General features: G+C 71.7%; 16 protein-coding genes. 11 read left to right on the top strand and 5 right to left on the bottom strand.

What is annotated here, in order from left to right; translation table 11 throughout:
- Window positions 1-169: 169 nt before the first annotated feature.
- Window positions 170-1,567: a cysteine desulfurase/sulfurtransferase TusA family protein gene (locus tag ACIBM5_RS05720; protein WP_396005564.1), complete on the top strand. Its 1,398-nt coding sequence runs from the start codon at window positions 170-172 to the stop codon at window positions 1,565-1,567.
- A gap of 92 nt (window positions 1,568-1,659) precedes the next feature.
- Here the strand turns inward: ACIBM5_RS05720 and ACIBM5_RS05715 are convergent, their stop codons facing one another.
- Window positions 1,660-2,637, bottom strand: a complete 978-nt coding sequence (locus ACIBM5_RS05715; protein WP_396005562.1) for a carbohydrate kinase family protein — start codon at window positions 2,635-2,637, stop codon at window positions 1,660-1,662.
- Between the two features lie 179 nt (window positions 2,638-2,816).
- On the opposite strand from ACIBM5_RS05715, the gene ACIBM5_RS05710 reads away from it, so the two are divergent.
- Together ACIBM5_RS05710 and ACIBM5_RS05705 are read left to right on the top strand one after the other, a co-directional pair.
- Window positions 2,817-3,029, top strand: a complete 213-nt coding sequence (locus ACIBM5_RS05710; protein WP_396005561.1) for a hypothetical protein — start codon at window positions 2,817-2,819, stop codon at window positions 3,027-3,029.
- A gap of 46 nt (window positions 3,030-3,075) precedes the next feature.
- On the top strand, window positions 3,076-3,684 hold the full coding sequence (locus tag ACIBM5_RS05705) for a hypothetical protein (RefSeq protein WP_396005560.1): 609 nt from the start codon (window positions 3,076-3,078) through the stop codon (window positions 3,682-3,684).
- Between the two features lie 94 nt (window positions 3,685-3,778).
- Here the strand turns inward: ACIBM5_RS05705 and ACIBM5_RS05700 are convergent, their stop codons facing one another.
- A complete protein-coding gene (locus tag ACIBM5_RS05700; RefSeq protein WP_020553010.1) occupies window positions 3,779-4,132 on the bottom strand; it encodes an iron-sulfur cluster assembly accessory protein in 354 nt (117 codons plus the stop codon).
- Between the two features lie 195 nt (window positions 4,133-4,327).
- On the opposite strand from ACIBM5_RS05700, the gene nadA reads away from it, so the two are divergent.
- Window positions 4,328-5,512, top strand: coding sequence for a quinolinate synthase NadA (nadA, locus tag ACIBM5_RS05695; RefSeq protein WP_396005559.1), 1,185 nt, complete (start codon window positions 4,328-4,330; stop codon window positions 5,510-5,512).
- A gap of 122 nt (window positions 5,513-5,634) precedes the next feature.
- Here the strand turns inward: nadA and ACIBM5_RS05690 are convergent, their stop codons facing one another.
- Entirely contained in the window at window positions 5,635-5,913 is a 279-nt protein-coding gene (locus tag ACIBM5_RS05690) for a hypothetical protein (protein WP_391582703.1), read from the bottom strand.
- Window positions 5,910-6,683: a PspA/IM30 family protein gene (locus tag ACIBM5_RS05685; RefSeq protein ID WP_079026675.1), complete on the bottom strand. Its 774-nt coding sequence runs from the start codon at window positions 6,681-6,683 to the stop codon at window positions 5,910-5,912. Before ACIBM5_RS05685 ends, ACIBM5_RS05690 begins: the two co-directional genes overlap by 4 nt.
- 187 nt (window positions 6,684-6,870) lie before the next feature.
- Between ACIBM5_RS05685 and ACIBM5_RS05680 the strand changes: the two genes are divergently transcribed.
- The 3 genes from ACIBM5_RS05680 (at window position 6,871) to ACIBM5_RS05670 (ending at window position 9,360) form a co-directional block, all read left to right on the top strand.
- The gene (locus ACIBM5_RS05680) at window positions 6,871-7,476 is read left to right on the top strand and encodes a DUF3043 domain-containing protein (RefSeq protein WP_391582704.1); all 606 of its coding nucleotides are present in this window, start codon (window positions 6,871-6,873) and stop codon (window positions 7,474-7,476) included.
- Window positions 7,473-8,243 carry a class I SAM-dependent methyltransferase gene (locus tag ACIBM5_RS05675; protein WP_396005558.1) on the top strand — a complete coding sequence of 257 codons (771 nt, stop codon included), beginning with the start codon at window positions 7,473-7,475 and terminating at the stop codon, window positions 8,241-8,243. The genes ACIBM5_RS05680 and ACIBM5_RS05675 overlap by 4 nt, the downstream gene beginning before the upstream one ends.
- Window positions 8,244-8,361: 118 nt before the next feature.
- Window positions 8,362-9,360, top strand: coding sequence for an aldo/keto reductase family protein (locus ACIBM5_RS05670; protein WP_391582706.1), 999 nt, complete (start codon window positions 8,362-8,364; stop codon window positions 9,358-9,360).
- A gap of 82 nt (window positions 9,361-9,442) precedes the next feature.
- Here ACIBM5_RS05670 and ACIBM5_RS05665 read toward each other — a convergent pair whose 3' ends face one another.
- Window positions 9,443-9,649 carry a hypothetical protein gene (locus ACIBM5_RS05665; RefSeq protein ID WP_391582707.1) on the bottom strand — a complete coding sequence of 69 codons (207 nt, stop codon included), beginning with the start codon at window positions 9,647-9,649 and terminating at the stop codon, window positions 9,443-9,445.
- Between the two features lie 93 nt (window positions 9,650-9,742).
- On the opposite strand from ACIBM5_RS05665, the gene ACIBM5_RS05660 reads away from it, so the two are divergent.
- The 4 genes from ACIBM5_RS05660 to ACIBM5_RS05645 all read left to right on the top strand — a co-directional run bounded on the left by ACIBM5_RS05660 (window position 9,743) and on the right by ACIBM5_RS05645 (window position 14,764).
- Window positions 9,743-11,056, top strand: coding sequence for a bifunctional adenosylcobinamide kinase/adenosylcobinamide-phosphate guanylyltransferase (locus ACIBM5_RS05660; RefSeq protein WP_396005557.1), 1,314 nt, complete (start codon window positions 9,743-9,745; stop codon window positions 11,054-11,056).
- 222 nt (window positions 11,057-11,278) lie between these two features.
- Entirely contained in the window at window positions 11,279-12,319 is a 1,041-nt protein-coding gene (locus tag ACIBM5_RS05655; protein WP_396005556.1) for a nicotinate-nucleotide--dimethylbenzimidazole phosphoribosyltransferase, read from the top strand.
- Window positions 12,316-13,098, top strand: coding sequence for an adenosylcobinamide-GDP ribazoletransferase (locus tag ACIBM5_RS05650; RefSeq protein ID WP_396005555.1), 783 nt, complete (start codon window positions 12,316-12,318; stop codon window positions 13,096-13,098). The genes ACIBM5_RS05655 and ACIBM5_RS05650 overlap by 4 nt, the downstream gene beginning before the upstream one ends.
- Window positions 13,099-13,255: 157 nt before the next feature.
- Entirely contained in the window at window positions 13,256-14,764 is a 1,509-nt protein-coding gene (locus tag ACIBM5_RS05645; RefSeq protein WP_396005554.1) for a leucyl aminopeptidase, read from the top strand.
- Window positions 14,765-14,972 lie beyond the last annotated feature (208 nt).

The following is a 14,972-nucleotide window of genomic DNA, read 5'->3' as shown; positions in this document are numbered from 1 at the left end:
CCGTTGCGCGGACAGGTATGGATGTTTCTGCGGGCCAAACCCTACTCCAGCCCTATTCGGGTCGCGCGCGGAGGTCTGGTGTGGCGGGCCGGGTAGATGTACCGGTGCGTCCGTTCGGGCGAACGGCCCGAACGAGCCCGGGATTCCGGTATTGGCTACCGTCCGACCCATGGCGTATTTCGACGCGGCCTCCACCGAACCACTGCACCCGGCTGCGAAAGCGGCCTTCCTGAGCACCCTCGACGAAGGCTGGGCCGATCCGGCACGCGGCTATTACGACGGTCGACGAGCCCGAATGCTGCTCGACGCCGCGCGGGAGACCGTGGCTTCCGTGTTGGGCGCCCGATCCGACGAAGTGTCATTCACCACATCCGGGACACAGGCGGTGCAGTTGGGCATGCTCGGCGTGCTCGCCGGCCGCCGCCGGGTGGGCGCGCATCTGGTCGTCGGCGCGGTCGAACACTCTTGTGTACTGCACACCGCGGATGCCCACGCGGCCCGTTCGGAGCAGCGCGGAACGGTCGCGGAAATCACCCGGACGGGGGTGGACCGTACGGGCCGACTCGACATGTCGGCGTTCGCCTCGGCACTTCGTTCGGATACCGCACTCGCGTGCGTGCAAAGCGCCAACCACGAGGTGGGTACGGTGCAGCCGATCGCCGAGGTGGTGACGGCGTGTCAGGAGGCGGGCGTGCCCCTGCTCGTGGACGCCGCGCAGTCGGTGGGCCGGATGTCGGTGCCGGACGGTTGGTCGGTGTTGACCGCGAGTGCGCACAAGTGGGGCGGTCCGGCGGGGGTCGGCCTGCTCGTGGTGCGCAAGGGCACCCGCTACGCGTCGGCGCTGCCCTACGACGAGCGCGAGGCGCGGCGGGTGCCCGGCTTCGAGAACGTGCCGGCGATCGTCGCGGCGGCGGTCGCGCTGGGCGCGGTGAGCACCGAGTCGGCCGACGAGGATCGGCGGTTGTCCGCGCTGGTCGATCGCATCCGCACCCGCGTTCGGGAGACCGTGCCCGATGTCGAGGTGGTCGGCGATCCGCTCCACCGACTCCCGCACATCGTCACGTTCTCCTGTCTGTACGTCGACGGCGAGGCCCTGTTGACCGAGTTGGACAAGGCGGGCTTCGCGGTGTCGTCGGGTTCCTCGTGCACGTCCTCGACGCTGACCCCCAGCCATGTCCTGGAGGCGATGGGCGTGTTGTCCCACGGCAACATCCGCGTGTCGCTGCCGCGGGGCACGGCCGAGGCCGAGGTGGACCGCTTCCTGGCCCTCCTCCCGGGCCTGGTCGCCCGGCTCCGCGCGGTGGTCGCGCACACCCCCGCATCCGCGCCGACGGCGACCGAGACCGGCGTGATCGTCGACGCCCTTGGCCGCCGCTGCCCGATCCCGGTGATCGAATTGGCCAAACGCATCCTCGACGTCGAGGACGGCACGCTGGTCACGGTCCTCTCCGACGACGAAGCCTCGGCCCTCGACATCCCCGCATGGTGCGAAATGACCGGCCACGAATTCATCCGCACCGACCCCCGCCCCCGGGGCCACGCCTACGTGGTCCGCCGCCGAACCTGACCCCCGAGCGCCGGCCGGGCCGGTGGGGTCCGGCCCGGCCGGCGCTCGAGGCCAACCTCGCGCCCCCTGCCCGAGTGCCGCCGGGCCCGAGGTCAGGTCGGAATGTGCGCCGCAACCTCGGAGGCCGCCGCATCCCCGTACGCGCGCGCGAACCGCCCCAGGAACGAGGTCCGCCGCAGCGAATACTCCTGCGTCCCGACCGTCTCGATGACCAGCGTCGCCAGCATGTTGCCGACCTGCGCCGACCGCTCCAGCGACAGCCCCCACGAGATCCCGGACAGGAACCCGGCCCGGAACCCGTCGCCCACACCCGTCGGATCGACCTTGGCGTCCTCCGCGGGGCACGGCACGACGATGGGCTCCGCGCCCTCCTGCTCGACCTTGACCCCGCTCGGGCCCAGCGTGGTGACCCGCACGCCGACCTTCTTCAGGATGTCGGCCTCGGACCAGCCGGTCTTCTGCACGATCAGCGCGCTCTCGTACTCGTTGGTGAGCAGGTACGCGGCGCCGTCGATGAGCCGACGGATGTCCTCGCCCTCCATCCGGGCGAGCTGCTGCGAGGGGTCGGCCGCGAACGGGTAGCCGCGATCGCGGCACTCGTCGCTGTGCCGCAACATCGCCTCGGGGTCGTTCGCGCCGATCACGACCAGGTCCAGGCCGCCGACCCGGTCGGCCACCGGCCGCAGTTCGATCTCGCGGGCCTCGCTCATCGCGCCGGTATAGAAGGACGCGATCTGGTTGTGCTCCTCGTCCGTCGTGCAGACGAACCGAGCGGTGTGGTGGGTCGGCGAGATGTGCACGGACTCGGTGTCCACGTGGTGGCGGTCCAACCACGAGCGATAGTCGACGAAGTCCGCCCCGGCGGCGCCGACCAGGATCGGCGACAACCCCAGGCACCCCATCCCGAAGCAGATGTTCGGCGCGACACCGCCACGCCGGATGTCCAGCTTGTCGACGAGGAAGGACAACGAGACCACGTGCAGCTTGTCCGAGACGAGCTGGTCGGAGAACCGACCGGGAAATGTCATGAGGTGGTCGGTGGCGATCGACCCGGTCACGGCAATGCGCATGGCGCGTGTCTCCTATGTGGAGGACGGGGAGAGTGGCGTACGGGAGGTACGAGAAAGGGAAAACTCGCACACGTTATCCCACCTCGGTCGTGTCTCCCTCGAAAACTACCGGTCGGTAGACCGTGCCGTCACGCTCCGTGCGACTTACGCTGAAGATCCCCGGTACAAGGAGTCGTGAAATGTCCCCGATGCCCGTGATGCCGTCCCAGGCCGAGCCCGAGACGCTCGACGACCTGCGCGGTGACTGCCGTCACATCGACGCGTCGTGGACCACTCCGGGCCCGGAACGCATGCCCATCAAGGCCGCGCCCGCCGGTTCGCACGCCCCCGCCACCGACGTTCCCGCGCACGGCGCGACGCTCGTGGCCGGCATGTCCGAATACGGCGACTGACCACCGCCCGGGGGAACCGCGCCGGCTCGACCCGCGTCGAATCGTCATGCGTACCCACGGTGAGCACGACGAAGGAATTCGACCCGAACCCACCGCACGCCGGCGGCCGTTGGTCGTCGGGCTCGCGATCGTCGCGGTGCTCGGCATCGGCGGCGGCACCTGGGCGGTGCTCGGCGACGACGGGTCGCCCCGTTCCGATACCGCCGACCGGGCCGGCTCCGCGGCGACCCGGCCGGCCGCACCATCCGCCGACCCCGCGCAGGACCGACCGAGTGCGCCCGCATCCGCCAACGGCGCGGGCCCGGACACCTCGACGTCGTCCCCGAACCTGTCGCCGGGCACCCCGCACACCTATTACCCGGCCCAGCAGGACACCCGGTTCAGCCGCTACACGGTGGCCCCCGACGGCCGCACGCTGACCGCCTGGCTGTGGGGCGGTCAGTGCGAGACCAACCGCCTCCTGGTCGCGAGCGAGTCGGCGACGCAGGTCGCCATCCGCGTGGAGGTCACCCGCACCGGCGACGTGTGCACGGAGATGGCCGTGGAGAACAAAGCCGACGTGACGCTTCCCACACCCCTGGGCACCCGCACGCTCGTCGACGCCGAGACCGGCGCCCGCATCACACCGGGCGGCAACCCCTTCTCGGCCGGTTGAGACCGGCGCCCGACCGAGCCCACGCACGACGACGCCGCGCCGACCCTTTCGGGTCGACGCGGCGTCGGAGTTCAGCGGGGTGCGAGGCGGCGAATCAGTGGAACGAGTCGCCACACGCGCAGGAGCCGGCCGCGTTCGGGTTGTCGATCGTGAAGCCCTGCTTCTCGATGGTGTCCACGAAGTCGATCGTGGCGCCGCTCAGATACGGCGAGCTCATCCGGTCCGTGACGACCGAGACACCGTTGAAGTCGGCCACGACGTCGCCGTCGAGCGAACGCTCGTCGAAGAACAGCTGGTACCGCATGCCGGAACAACCGCCGGGCTGGACGGCCACGCGCAGCGCGAGATCGTCGCGACCCTCTTGCTCCAGCAGAGTCTTGACCTTGGCCGCCGCCTCATCGCTGAGGAGGATGCCACCGGTCTTGGTGGTCTCGTCCTGGACAGTCATCTGCAAGCTCCCACGTGGTGGTTCGTCAGTCGTACGCCACTTCCACCCTCGGCAACCGACGGTGGCTCGGCCCTATTCCCACATCATGCTTCGGGCCCTCGCGTTTTACTCATGGTCGCACACCCCCACTCTCGTCAGCCTGACACGAACAGGATAGGATTATTAGTGTCAATTAGACGAGAAGAGGTGCGCGCCGTGACCGCGACACACGATCTGGACCTGCCGCCCGGGGTGCAGCCGACGCCGCTCGCGCTGCTGATGCTCGGGCGCGCCGCCGACCCGCGCAGCGAACGGGGCGTCGAGTGTCCCGGTGACCTGCCCTCGCCCTCCGACCCGGACCTGGTGGCCCGGGCCCGGGCGGCGAAGGAGCGGCTCGGCGACAAGGTGTTCATCCTGGGGCACCACTACCAGCGCGACGAGGTGATCGAATTCGCCGACGTGACCGGCGACTCCTTCAAGCTCGCACGCGAGGCGGCGGCCCGTCCGGACGCGCCGTACATCGTCTTCTGCGGTGTGCACTTCATGGCCGAGAGCGCCGACATCCTCACCTCCGACGAGCAGCAGGTGATCCTGCCGGACCTGGCCGCGGGCTGCTCGATGGCCGACATGGCCACCTCGGAGCAGGTCGAGGAGTGCTGGGACGTGCTCGCCGACGCGGGCATCGCCGACGTCACCGTGCCGGTGTCGTACATGAACTCGTCGGCCGACATCAAGGCGTTCACCGGCCGCAACGGCGGCACGATATGCACGTCCTCCAATGCCCGGCGGGCCCTGGACTGGGCCTTCGAGCAGGGCGAGAAGGTGCTTTTCCTGCCCGACCAGCACCTGGGCCGCAACACCGCGGTGCTGGAGATGGGGCTGAGCCTGGACGACTGCGTGCTGTACAACCCGCACAAGCCGGGCGGCGGCCTCACCCGTGAGCAGCTGCGCGCGGCCAAGATGATCCTGTGGCGCGGACACTGCTCGGTGCACGGGCGGTTCGACGTGAGCTCCGTCGAGGAGGTGCGCGCCCGGATCCCCGGGGTCAACGTGCTCGTGCACCCGGAGTGCCGGCACGAGGTGGTCACCGCGGCCGACTACGTCGGCTCGACCGAATACATCATCAACACGCTGGACGCGGCCGAGCCGGGTTCGGCGTGGGCGATCGGCACCGAGCTCAACCTGGTCCGCCGGGTGGCCGCGGCGCACCCCGACAAGCAGGTCGTCTTCCTGGACAAGACGGTGTGCTTCTGCTCGACGATGAACCGGATCGACCTGCCGCACCTGGTGTGGACGCTGGAGTCGCTGGTCGAGGGCAACGTGGTCAACCGGATCCGGGTGGACGCGGAGACCGAGAAGTTCGCCAAGGTCGCGCTCGACCGCATGTTGGCCCTGCCGTAGCCGCCGGCGGCGCTGCCGTGACGCATGAGCGGGGGGGGGGGGGGGGGGGGGGGGGGGCGGGGGGGGGGGGCGCCCCCCCCCCCCCCCCCGCCCACACGCAGCACGGAGGAGCGGTAGTCGCGTCAGCCCGGGATCAGACCGTCCGCGCTCAGCATCTTCCTGACCTCGTCCACATGTGCGTCCTCGGCCGGCAACAGCAGGTCCGAGGGCACGATCTCGTCATCCGGCACCGCGGTGCCGACCTCGCGGACCTTGGACAGGAGCGCGGTCAACGCCGCGCGGAAGGCGGCGTCCTCGCCGCTCTCCAGCGCGACCTGAAGCTCGTCGTCGAACCGGTTGAGCACATCCAGGTGCTCCGCCGCGACGTCGAGCTGGCCCTCACCCACGATCCGCACGATCATGTGCCGTCTCCCTGCTTGTCGAAACGCGGCCGGGGCTGTCCGGGGCCGATCGCCGGCGGCGGGGTGCCACCGGAGAGCTCGGCCTTCATCCGCTCCAGCTCCAGTTCCACGTCCGACGTGCTGGACAAACGCTCCAGCTCCGCGGTGATGTCGTCCTTCGCCATCCCGGTCGGGTCGTCGAGCGCACCGGAGGCGAGCAGCTCGTCGATCGCGCCCGCCCGGGCCTGCATCTGCGCGGTCTTGTCCTCGGCCCGCTGGATCGCGAGCCCGACGTCGCCCATCTCCTCGGAGATGCCGGCGACCGCGCCGCCGATCCGCGCCTGGGCCTCGGCGGCCGTGTAGGTCGCCTTGATCGTCTCCTTGCGGGTACGGAACGCGTCCACCTTGGCCTGCAGTCGCTGCGAGGCCAGGACGAGCTTCTCCTCCTCCGCCTGGAGGTTCTGGTGTTGGGTACCGAGGTCCGAGATCTGCTGCTGCACACCCGAGCGGCGCATGAGCGCCTCGCGGGCCAGATCCTCGCGACCGAGCGCCAGCGCCTTGCGGCCCTGGTCCTCGAGCTTGCCCGACTGCTGCTGCAGACCGGTCATCTGCAATTCGAGCCGCTTGCGGGAGGTCGCCACATCGGCCACGCCCCGGCGCACCTTCTGCAACAGCTCAAGTTGCTTCTGGTACGAGTAGTCGAGCATCTCGCGTGGATCCTCGGCCTTGTCGAGGGCCTTGTTGGCCTTCGCACGGAAGATCATCGCCATTCGCTTCATTACACCGCTCATGGGCCTCGCGTGCCCCCTTCGTAGGCAACCCGTGCTGCTCCCTGAAGCCTAAATGCCCAAGCGACCTTGTGGCAGCAGGGCTTTGCCTCACTTGACGTGTTCCCGCCCGTGAGAGTTCCGCATCCCTCTCGCACCGGATCCGGGGAGCCTTGAAATGTCGGCCGGCTCCAACACGTAGGCTTTGAGCGTGTTCCGACGACGTTCCCACGCAGAGCCCGAGACCGCCGAGCAGTCCCTGGAGCGTCTCCAGGGTTCGCAGGCCGTCCGGGACCCCCAGGCCCCCAAGGGCCGGCCCACGCCCAAGCGCAGCGACGCCCAGGCCAACCGCAGGACCAAGGTGTCCGTCGCCAAGGACCCCAAGCAGGCGCGTAAGCAGGCGCGGATGCGGATGCGCGAGGAGCGCGAGGCGCAGCGCCAGGCGCTGCTGACCGGCGACGAGCGGGCGCTGCCGGCTCGGGACCGGGGACCGCTGCGCCGGTTCGCCCGCAACTACGTCGACGCGCGCTACACGGTCGGCGAGTTCTTCCTGCCCTCGGCCGTGATCATCCTGATCCTGAGCATCCTGCCCAGCCTCGCGGTGAAGAACTTCTCGCTCTTCCTGTGGATCGCGGTGATCCTGCTGATCATCCTCGACTCCATCCGGGTCAACCTGGGCTTGAAGAAGGCCCTGCGGGCGAAGTTCCCCAAGGAGAACCTCAAGGGCGTCACGCCCTACGCACTGATGCGCAGTCTCCAGCTCCGTCGGCTGCGGCTGCCCAAGCCGCAGGTCAAACGAGGCGAGAAGGTCACATGACCACGATCACCGGGCTGACCGGCGACCTGCACACCCAGGTCCGTCGCGAATTGGTGGCCCGCCAGTTGGCCGAACACATGACGCGACTGCGCGACCGGGGCCCGCTGCGGGTCCTGGACGTCGGCTGCGGACCGGCCTCGCCCGGCATCCTGCTCGCCCGCGCCGGACACATCGTCACGTCGGTGAACACCGACACCGACGTGCTCACCCAGCTGCACGAGGACCTGGTCCACGAGGGCACCGACGTCCAGGGCCGGATGCGCCTGGTCGAGGGTGACGGCGCCGAGGCCGGCCGGCACTTCCCGCCGGGCAGCTTCGACCTGGCCATCTGCCACGACGTGCTGGAGGCCCAGCCCGAACCGGACGGCATGCTCGCCGCGCTGGCCCGGATGATGACCCAGGGCGGGCTGATCTCGGTCACCTCGCGCAATGCCGGCTCGTTGGCGATGCGCGCGGGCGCCGCGGCCCAGTGGACCGCGACGCTCAAGGGCCTGTCCGCGACCACGTACCCCAACCCGGCCGGCGGCACGTTGCGGGCGGACACCGTCGAGGGCCTGTGCACGGTGCTCGCCGACCTGGGCGCGCCGGTGCTGGACTGGTACGGAGTGGGCGTCTTCAGTGGTCTCCAGCCGGACGACGCCGAGCCGCCGCGCGGCCAGAAGGCCTGGACGAACCTGCTCGCCTGCGAGGAGGACGCGTCCCGCCGCGACCCGTATCGGTCGATCGCGCCGATCCTGCACCTGGTCGGCGAGAAGACCGTGCGCTGAGCAACGGTCCTCGCCGGTGACGGCGCCCCGGGCCGACCGGTGGCGCCCGGGGTCGGTGGGAGTGTTGTGGGCGGTGGTGCGGCCGTGGCCGCGTGGGGGGCCGACATAGGGTGTTCGCATGGAATTCCGACACCTCGGCCGCAGCGGTCTCGAAATCAGCGAGATCGCCTACGGCAACTGGCTCACCCACGGCTCCCAGGTGGAAGAGGACGCGGCGCTCGCCTGTGTGCGGGCCGCGCTCGACTGCGGGATCACCACGTTCGACACCGCGGACGTGTACGCGGAGACGCGCGCGGAATCGGTGCTGGGACGGGCGCTGAAGGGCGAGCGCCGCGAGGGCCTGGAGATCTTCACCAAGGTCTACTGGCCCACCGGCCCCGGTCGCAACGACCGGGGTCTGTCGCGCAAGCACATCCTGGAGTCGATCGACGGTTCGCTGTCCCGACTCGGCACCGACTACGTCGACCTCTACCAGGCGCACCGCTTCGACTACGCGACGCCGCTGGAAGAGACCATGTCGGCCTTCGCCGACGTGGTCCGCTCGGGCAAGGCGCTGTACATCGGCGTCTCCGAGTGGAATGCCGAGCAGATTCGCGCGGGCGCCGAACTCGCCCGCGAGCTGCGGGTGCCGCTGATCTCCAACCAGCCGCAGTACTCGATGTTGTGGCGGGTGATCGAGGCCGAGGTGGTGCCGACCTCCGAGGAGCTGGGACTGGGCCAGATCGTCTGGTCGCCGATCGCGCAGGGCGTGCTCACCGGCAAGTACCTGCCGGGCCGACCGCCGCCGGCCGGATCGCGCGCCACCGACGACAAGGGCGGCCAGGACTTCGTGTCCCGGATGCTCACCGACGACGTGCTCACCCGGGTGCAGCAGTTGCGCCCGCTGGCCGACGAGGCCGGGCTCTCGCTCGCCCAGCTCGCCGTCGCGTGGGTGCTGCAGAACCCGAACGTGTCCGCGGCGATCATCGGCGCGTCCCGTCCGGAGCAGGTGCACGAGAACGTCAAGGCGGCCGGCGTCACGCTCGACGAGGGGCTGCTGACCAAGATCGACGTGATCCTGGACCCGGTGGTCAGCCGGGACCCGGCGCTCACCCTGAGCCCGACGACGCGCCCGTAGCACTCGCTTGGGATGATGAGAGGCGCGGCCTCCGCCGGACACGGCTCGGCCGCGCCTCTCGCATGCTCGGTCGCGGGAGGGATCAGCCCTCGGCGGCGCGCAGGCTCATGTGCTCGTAGACCACGGCATCGTCCTCCAGCAGGCTCACCTGTTCGATGCCGGCCTCGAGCAGGTCCTTCCAGGTCTCGCCGAGCCAGCTCTCCGCGTCCGACTGGTTCGTGAAGTCCTCCGCCTGCGGTCCGTCGACCGGGGCACCGTCCGCGTCCTCATACCGCCACACCCACGACATGTCGGGCTCCTCACCTCGGGATCTCGGACCGTCAAAAGACCTGCACAGTAGATCAAGCCCGACCACCTCATAGCCAGGAGCACGACGACACCCATGGAGCTGACGCTGCTCGGCACGGCCGGTCCCAAGGGCTGGCCCCAGCCGTTCTGCACCTGTGCCTCCTGTCTGGGGTGCACCGGTCCGGTGGTGCGCGGGCCCGCCTGCGTGCTGCTCGACGGCACGCTGCTGCTCGACTGCGGGCCCGAGCCCGCGCACGCGGCCGCGCGGACCGGACACCCGCTGACCGGGGTGCGGCGACTGCTCCTGAGCGGTCCGGCCGAGTCCGCGCCGCTGGCCTGGTTGCCCGCGGCCGGGCTGGTCGAGGTGGTCGCGCCGTCCGGGCCGCCGGCCTGGCTGCCCGCGCCCCCGGCGGGCGGACCGCACTGGCGACAGGTCGCCGAGGAGGACACATTCGACCTGGACGGGCACCGCATACGGGTGTTGCCGGGGGGTACCCCCGGGCGTGTCGCCTACGAGGTGACCGGCACCGACGGAACCCGGCTGCTGTACGCGCCGCCCTCCGCGCTGCCGCCCGAGGCGGAGGCGACCCGGGCCTGGACGCGCGAGGGCGGGCACTACGACGTGGTGCTCCTGGACGTGGTCTCGTGGCCGGAGCGACTGGCCACGCTGCGCCGCGACGGTGCGGTCACCGAGGACACCGACGTGCTGGCGATACACCTGTCGCACGAGTCGCCGCCGGGCGAGGAACTGCATCGTCGGCTGGCCGCGTGGGGGGCCCGCGCGGTACCCGACGGCGGCCTGGTCCGGGTCGGCGCGGACGCCTCGCCCGCGCCGCGTCCGCATCGCACCCTGGTCCTGGGCGGCGCCCGCTCGGGCAAGTCGGCGGAGGCCGAACGCCGCCTGGCGGCCTGCCCGGACGTGCTCTACGTGGCCACCGGCGGCACCCGCGAGGGCGATGCCGAATGGGCCGAGCGGGTCGCGCTGCACCGCGATCGGCGCCCGGACACCTGGAGCACCGCCGAGACGGTCGAGCTGACCCGGCTGCTCGCCGAGGCCCGACAACCGCTCCTGGTGGACTGCCTGTCGTTGTGGCTGACCGCGGTGATGGACACGCACGGCGCGTGGGACGACGCCCGGTGGGCGGCGGGGGCGCGCGAGGCGGTACGGGCCGACATCACCGCATTGGCCGCCGCCTGGCGGGCCTGCCGGGTCCCGGTGGTCGGCGTCAGCAACGAGGTCGGCAGCGGCGTGGTGCCCCCGACCTCGGCCGGCCGCCGCTTCCGCGACGAACTCGGCCGACTCAACGCCACCATCGCCGGCGAATCCGACGAGGTGCTGCTGGTCGTCGCCGGTCAGGTCCTCACCCTGCGCAGCCTCCCCCGCAGGGCAAGGCACGCGGCGTCGTAGCCGGCAGGCACTCCCGAGACCGACCCGAAGGCCCGGTCGGCTCCCCCACCGGGCGCAACCGCTGCCCGCGCACCCATCGCACGCCGCGGGCGGTGCGGGCCGAGGGGCCAACGGCGCCGAAGCGGCCGGAGCGGCCGGGGGGCCACGACTCGGACCCACCGGGCCGGGACTGCGGCGCCGGACCCGTCGCCGCCCGCCCGACCGCACAACTACCCTGACCGGGTGACAATCGACCTCGACTCCCTGGCCGCACAGGTGGAGCGCCCCGACGACGACGCCCGTGCCCGCGTGCGCGAACACCTCATCGCCGTGACGGGCGCGCCGAATGCCTACGGCCGACTCGAAGATCTCGCGATCTGGTTCGCCTCGGTCCAGGGCGGCAAGACCACCGCGCCCATCGGCGCACCCCGCGTGGTGCTGTTCGCCGCCGACCACGGCGTCGCCGCCCACGACGTGTCGGTCCGCCGTCCGGGCTGGACCGCGCGCGAGGTCTTGGCCACCCTCGACGGCACCTCGGCCGCGGCCACCTTCGCGGCGGCCGTCGGCGCGCCGGTCCGGATCGTCGACATCGCCGTCGACGCCGAACCCGACGCGTTCCCCGAACATGTCTCGCGGGACCGGATCCGCCGCGCGTCCGCGCCCGTGGACACCGCCGACGCGCTCGCCCCCGGCGAGGCCGAGCGGGCGTTCGGGATCGGCATGGCCACCGCCGACGCGGAGATCGACTCCGGCGCCGACATGTTGCTGCTCGGCTCGTTGGGCGCTGCCGCGACCACGCCGGCGGCCGTCCTGATCGGTGCGCTGACCGGCATGGACGCGGCGGCCGTGATCGGTCGCGGCTCCGGCATCGACGACGCGACCTGGATCCGCAAGTGCGCCACCATCCGCGACGCGCTGCGCCGGGCCCGGCCGGTGCTGGGCGACCCGATGCGCCTGCTCGGCGTCTCCGGCGGGGCCGACTTCGCGGCGATGACCGGATTCCTGCTCCAGTGCTCGATCCGGCGTACCCCCGTGCTGCTGGACGACGTGGCCACCGCCGCGTCCGCGCTGGTCGCGCAGCGCATCTCGTACCGCTCCCCCGACTGGTGGCTGGCCGGCCACGTCACCCCCGAGCCGGGGCACGTCAAGGCGCTGGACCGGCTGGCCCTGGAACCCGTCCTGGACTACCGGGTCAGGGACGGCGAGGCGGTCGGCGCACTGCTCGCGCTGCCGGTGCTGCGCGCCGCGGTCGACCTGGTGGCCCGGGTGCACCCCGCCCCGTGAGCGCGGGTACCACCTCGGCCGGTCTGCGCCTGGCGTTCGGCATCCTGTCGGTGATCCCGGTCCGGGTCGATCGGGTGGACCGCCCGGTGGCCGGCCGGGCGATGGCCTGCGCACCGCTGGTCGGCCTGGTCCTGGGCGGCCTGGCGGCCGGTGTGCTGGCGCTCGCCGCGTGGACCGGCACCGGCGCGTTCACCGCCGCGGCACTCGCGGTCGGCACCCTGGCGCTGCTCACCCGCGGGCTGCACCTGGACGGTCTGGCCGACACCGCCGACGGCCTCGGCTCGGCCAAGCCCGCACCGGACGCGCTGCGGATCATGAAGGCGTCCGACATCGGCCCGTTCGGTGTCCTGAGCCTGCTGTTCCTGGTGTCGATCGAGATCGGTGCGCTGGTCCGGCTCCAGCAGCACGGCTCGGCCCCGGCCGCGGCGGGCCTGGTGCTGGCCGTGGTGACCGGCCGCACCGCGCTGTCGCTCGCCTGCGGCCCGGGGGTGCCCTCGGCCCGGCCGGACGGGCTCGGCGCGATGGTCGCCGGCACCGTCGGGCGCGGTGTGCTCCTGGCCTGGTCGCTGGTCCTGCTCGCGGCCGCCGGGCTGTACGGCGCGATCCAGGGTCCCGCCGAAGGACTGCGCGCACTCGGCGCGGCAGCCGCCGGACTCGCCGCCGGCGCCCTGCTGTTGCGGCACACCGTCCGCCGATTCGGCGGGATCACCGGCGACGTGCTGGGCGCCGTCGTGGAGATCTCGGGGTGCGTCGCGCTGCTGGTCGTGTCCACTGGCTGAGACGTTTGCCGGGAAGGCGTGAAATGCTGACCGCGAACGTATCTTCCATACGGCTCGTCACCGCTCGACGAGGCATCCCGAGCAAGGATCGCCGCGTCGGTGCCCCACCGATCGTGCGGGCATTCAGCACCCCCGAGAGATGAGAGACAGGACACTCGTGACCACACTGAGTATCGGCTCCACCGCGGCCCTTTCCCTGCGCGCCGACGTTCTCGTGATCGGCGCCGTCAAGGGTGAGAACGGCGCCGTCGTCGCCGAGGGCAGCGAAAGCATCGCCGCGGCGTTCGACGGCCGACTCACCGACACTCTGTCCGCGCTCGACGCCACGGGCGCCGAGGGCGAACTACACCGCGTCCCGACCTTCGGCGCGGCCAAGGCCCCGCTCGTGCTGGTGATCGGCCTCGGCGAGCGGCCCGCCGACGGCTTCACGCACGAGACGCTGCGGCGGGCCGGCGGCACCGTGGCCCGGGCGCTCGCGGGTGTCAAGAAGGCGGGCGTGGCCCTGCCTCTGGCCGGTGCGGAGGCGGTGGGTGCGTTCGGGGAGGGCGTACTGCTCGGCGCGTACTCGTTCGAGGCCTACCGGGAGAAGTCGCGCGAGGGCCGCAAGGACGCGGTCAAGGACGTCGTGCTGCTCGGCATCAAGGGCCGGGACAAGGCCGCCAAGGCCGCCGTGGAGCGCGCCGCGATCACCGCGCAGAGCGTGAACCAGGCCCGCGACCTGGTCAACACCCCGCCGAACGACCTGACCCCGAAGGACTTCGCCGCGATCGCGGTGGACACCGGCAAGAACGCCGGCTTCAAGGTCGAGGTGCTCGACGACAAGGCGCTCGCCAAGGGCGGCTTCGGCGGCATCCTGGGCGTCGGCCAGGGCTCGGCCAACAAGCCGCGCCTGGTCCGGCTGGGCTACACGCACCCCAAGGCCAAGCGCACCATCGCGCTGGTCGGCAAGGGCATCACCTACGACTCGGGCGGCATCTCGCTCAAGCCGGCAGGTGCCAACGAGACGATGAAGATGGACATGGGCGGCGCGGCGGCCGTCCTGGGCGCGGTCGCGGCCGTGGCCCGGCTGGGCCTGGAGGTCAACGTGACCGGCTGGCTCGCGCTGGCCGAGAACATGCCCTCCGGCACCGCGACCCGCCCCGGTGACGTGCTGCGGATGTACGGCGGCCGCACGGTCGAGGTGCTCAACACCGACGCCGAGGGCCGGCTGGTCCTGGCCGACGCGATCACCCGTGCGTGCGAGGAGTCGCCGCAGATGCTGATCGACGTCGCGACGCTGACCGGCGCGATGATGGTCGCCCTGGGCAACGACATGTACGGGATCATGGCCAACGACGACACCTTCCGCGACGCGGTGTACGACGCCGCGACGCGGGCGGGCGAGCAGGCCTGGCCGATGCCGCTGCCGGCGGACATGCGCAAGCAGATGGACTCGCCGATCGCGGATCTGAAGAACATGGGCAACTCGCGGATGGGCGGCGGCCTGCTCGCCGGCATCTTCCTCCAGGAGTTCGTGGCCGACGGCGTCAGCTGGGCGCACCTGGACATCGCCGGCCCGGCGTTCCACGAGGGCGAGGCCGGCGGCTACCGGCCCAAGGGCGGCACCGGTGTGGCCGTGCGCTCGCTGCTCCAGGTCGCGCAGGACGTGGCGGACAACCGGATCTGATCCCCGGACCGGTGCCGCGGTCGGGAACCGGGGCGTTGCCGACCCGATTCCCGGTATCCGCTCGGCACGGTTCGGTCCGGCTCGGCCGGGGCGCCCTCGCGCCCCGGCCGAGCCGGCGGTTGCATCCGGGTCGGTCGCCATCCGTACGACCCGGTCGGTCGGGGCCTGTTCGGCCCCGGTCGCTCGGGTCCCGTTCGACCGCAGTGCG

This window comes from Embleya sp. NPDC050493 (assembly GCF_044458105.1).
Taxonomy (GTDB): Bacteria; Actinomycetota; Actinomycetes; order Streptomycetales; family Streptomycetaceae; genus Embleya.
The sequence above is the reverse complement of the archived record's forward strand: the minus strand, read 5'-3'. Positions and strand labels throughout refer to the sequence as shown.

Bases quoted from the DNA above. Each gene is read 5' to 3' on its own strand.
- ACIBM5_RS05720 (WP_396005564.1), top strand. From the start codon at position 170: ATGGCGTATTTCGACGCGGCCTCCACCGAACCACTGCACCCGGCTGCG.
- ACIBM5_RS05715 (WP_396005562.1), bottom strand. From the start codon at position 2,637: ATGCGCATTGCCGTGACCGGGTCGATCGCCACCGACCACCTCATGACA.
- ACIBM5_RS05710 (WP_396005561.1), top strand. From the start codon at position 2,817: ATGTCCCCGATGCCCGTGATGCCGTCCCAGGCCGAGCCCGAGACGCTC.
- ACIBM5_RS05705 (WP_396005560.1), top strand. From the start codon at position 3,076: ATGCGTACCCACGGTGAGCACGACGAAGGAATTCGACCCGAACCCACC.
- ACIBM5_RS05700 (WP_020553010.1), bottom strand. From the start codon at position 4,132: ATGACTGTCCAGGACGAGACCACCAAGACCGGTGGCATCCTCCTCAGC.
- ACIBM5_RS05690 (WP_391582703.1), bottom strand. From the start codon at position 5,913: ATGATCGTGCGGATCGTGGGTGAGGGCCAGCTCGACGTCGCGGCGGAG.
- ACIBM5_RS05685 (WP_079026675.1), bottom strand. From the start codon at position 6,683: ATGAGCGGTGTAATGAAGCGAATGGCGATGATCTTCCGTGCGAAGGCC.
- ACIBM5_RS05675 (WP_396005558.1), top strand. From the start codon at position 7,473: ATGACCACGATCACCGGGCTGACCGGCGACCTGCACACCCAGGTCCGT.
- ACIBM5_RS05670 (WP_391582706.1), top strand. From the start codon at position 8,362: ATGGAATTCCGACACCTCGGCCGCAGCGGTCTCGAAATCAGCGAGATC.
- ACIBM5_RS05665 (WP_391582707.1), bottom strand. From the start codon at position 9,649: ATGTCGTGGGTGTGGCGGTATGAGGACGCGGACGGTGCCCCGGTCGAC.
- ACIBM5_RS05660 (WP_396005557.1), top strand. From the start codon at position 9,743: ATGGAGCTGACGCTGCTCGGCACGGCCGGTCCCAAGGGCTGGCCCCAG.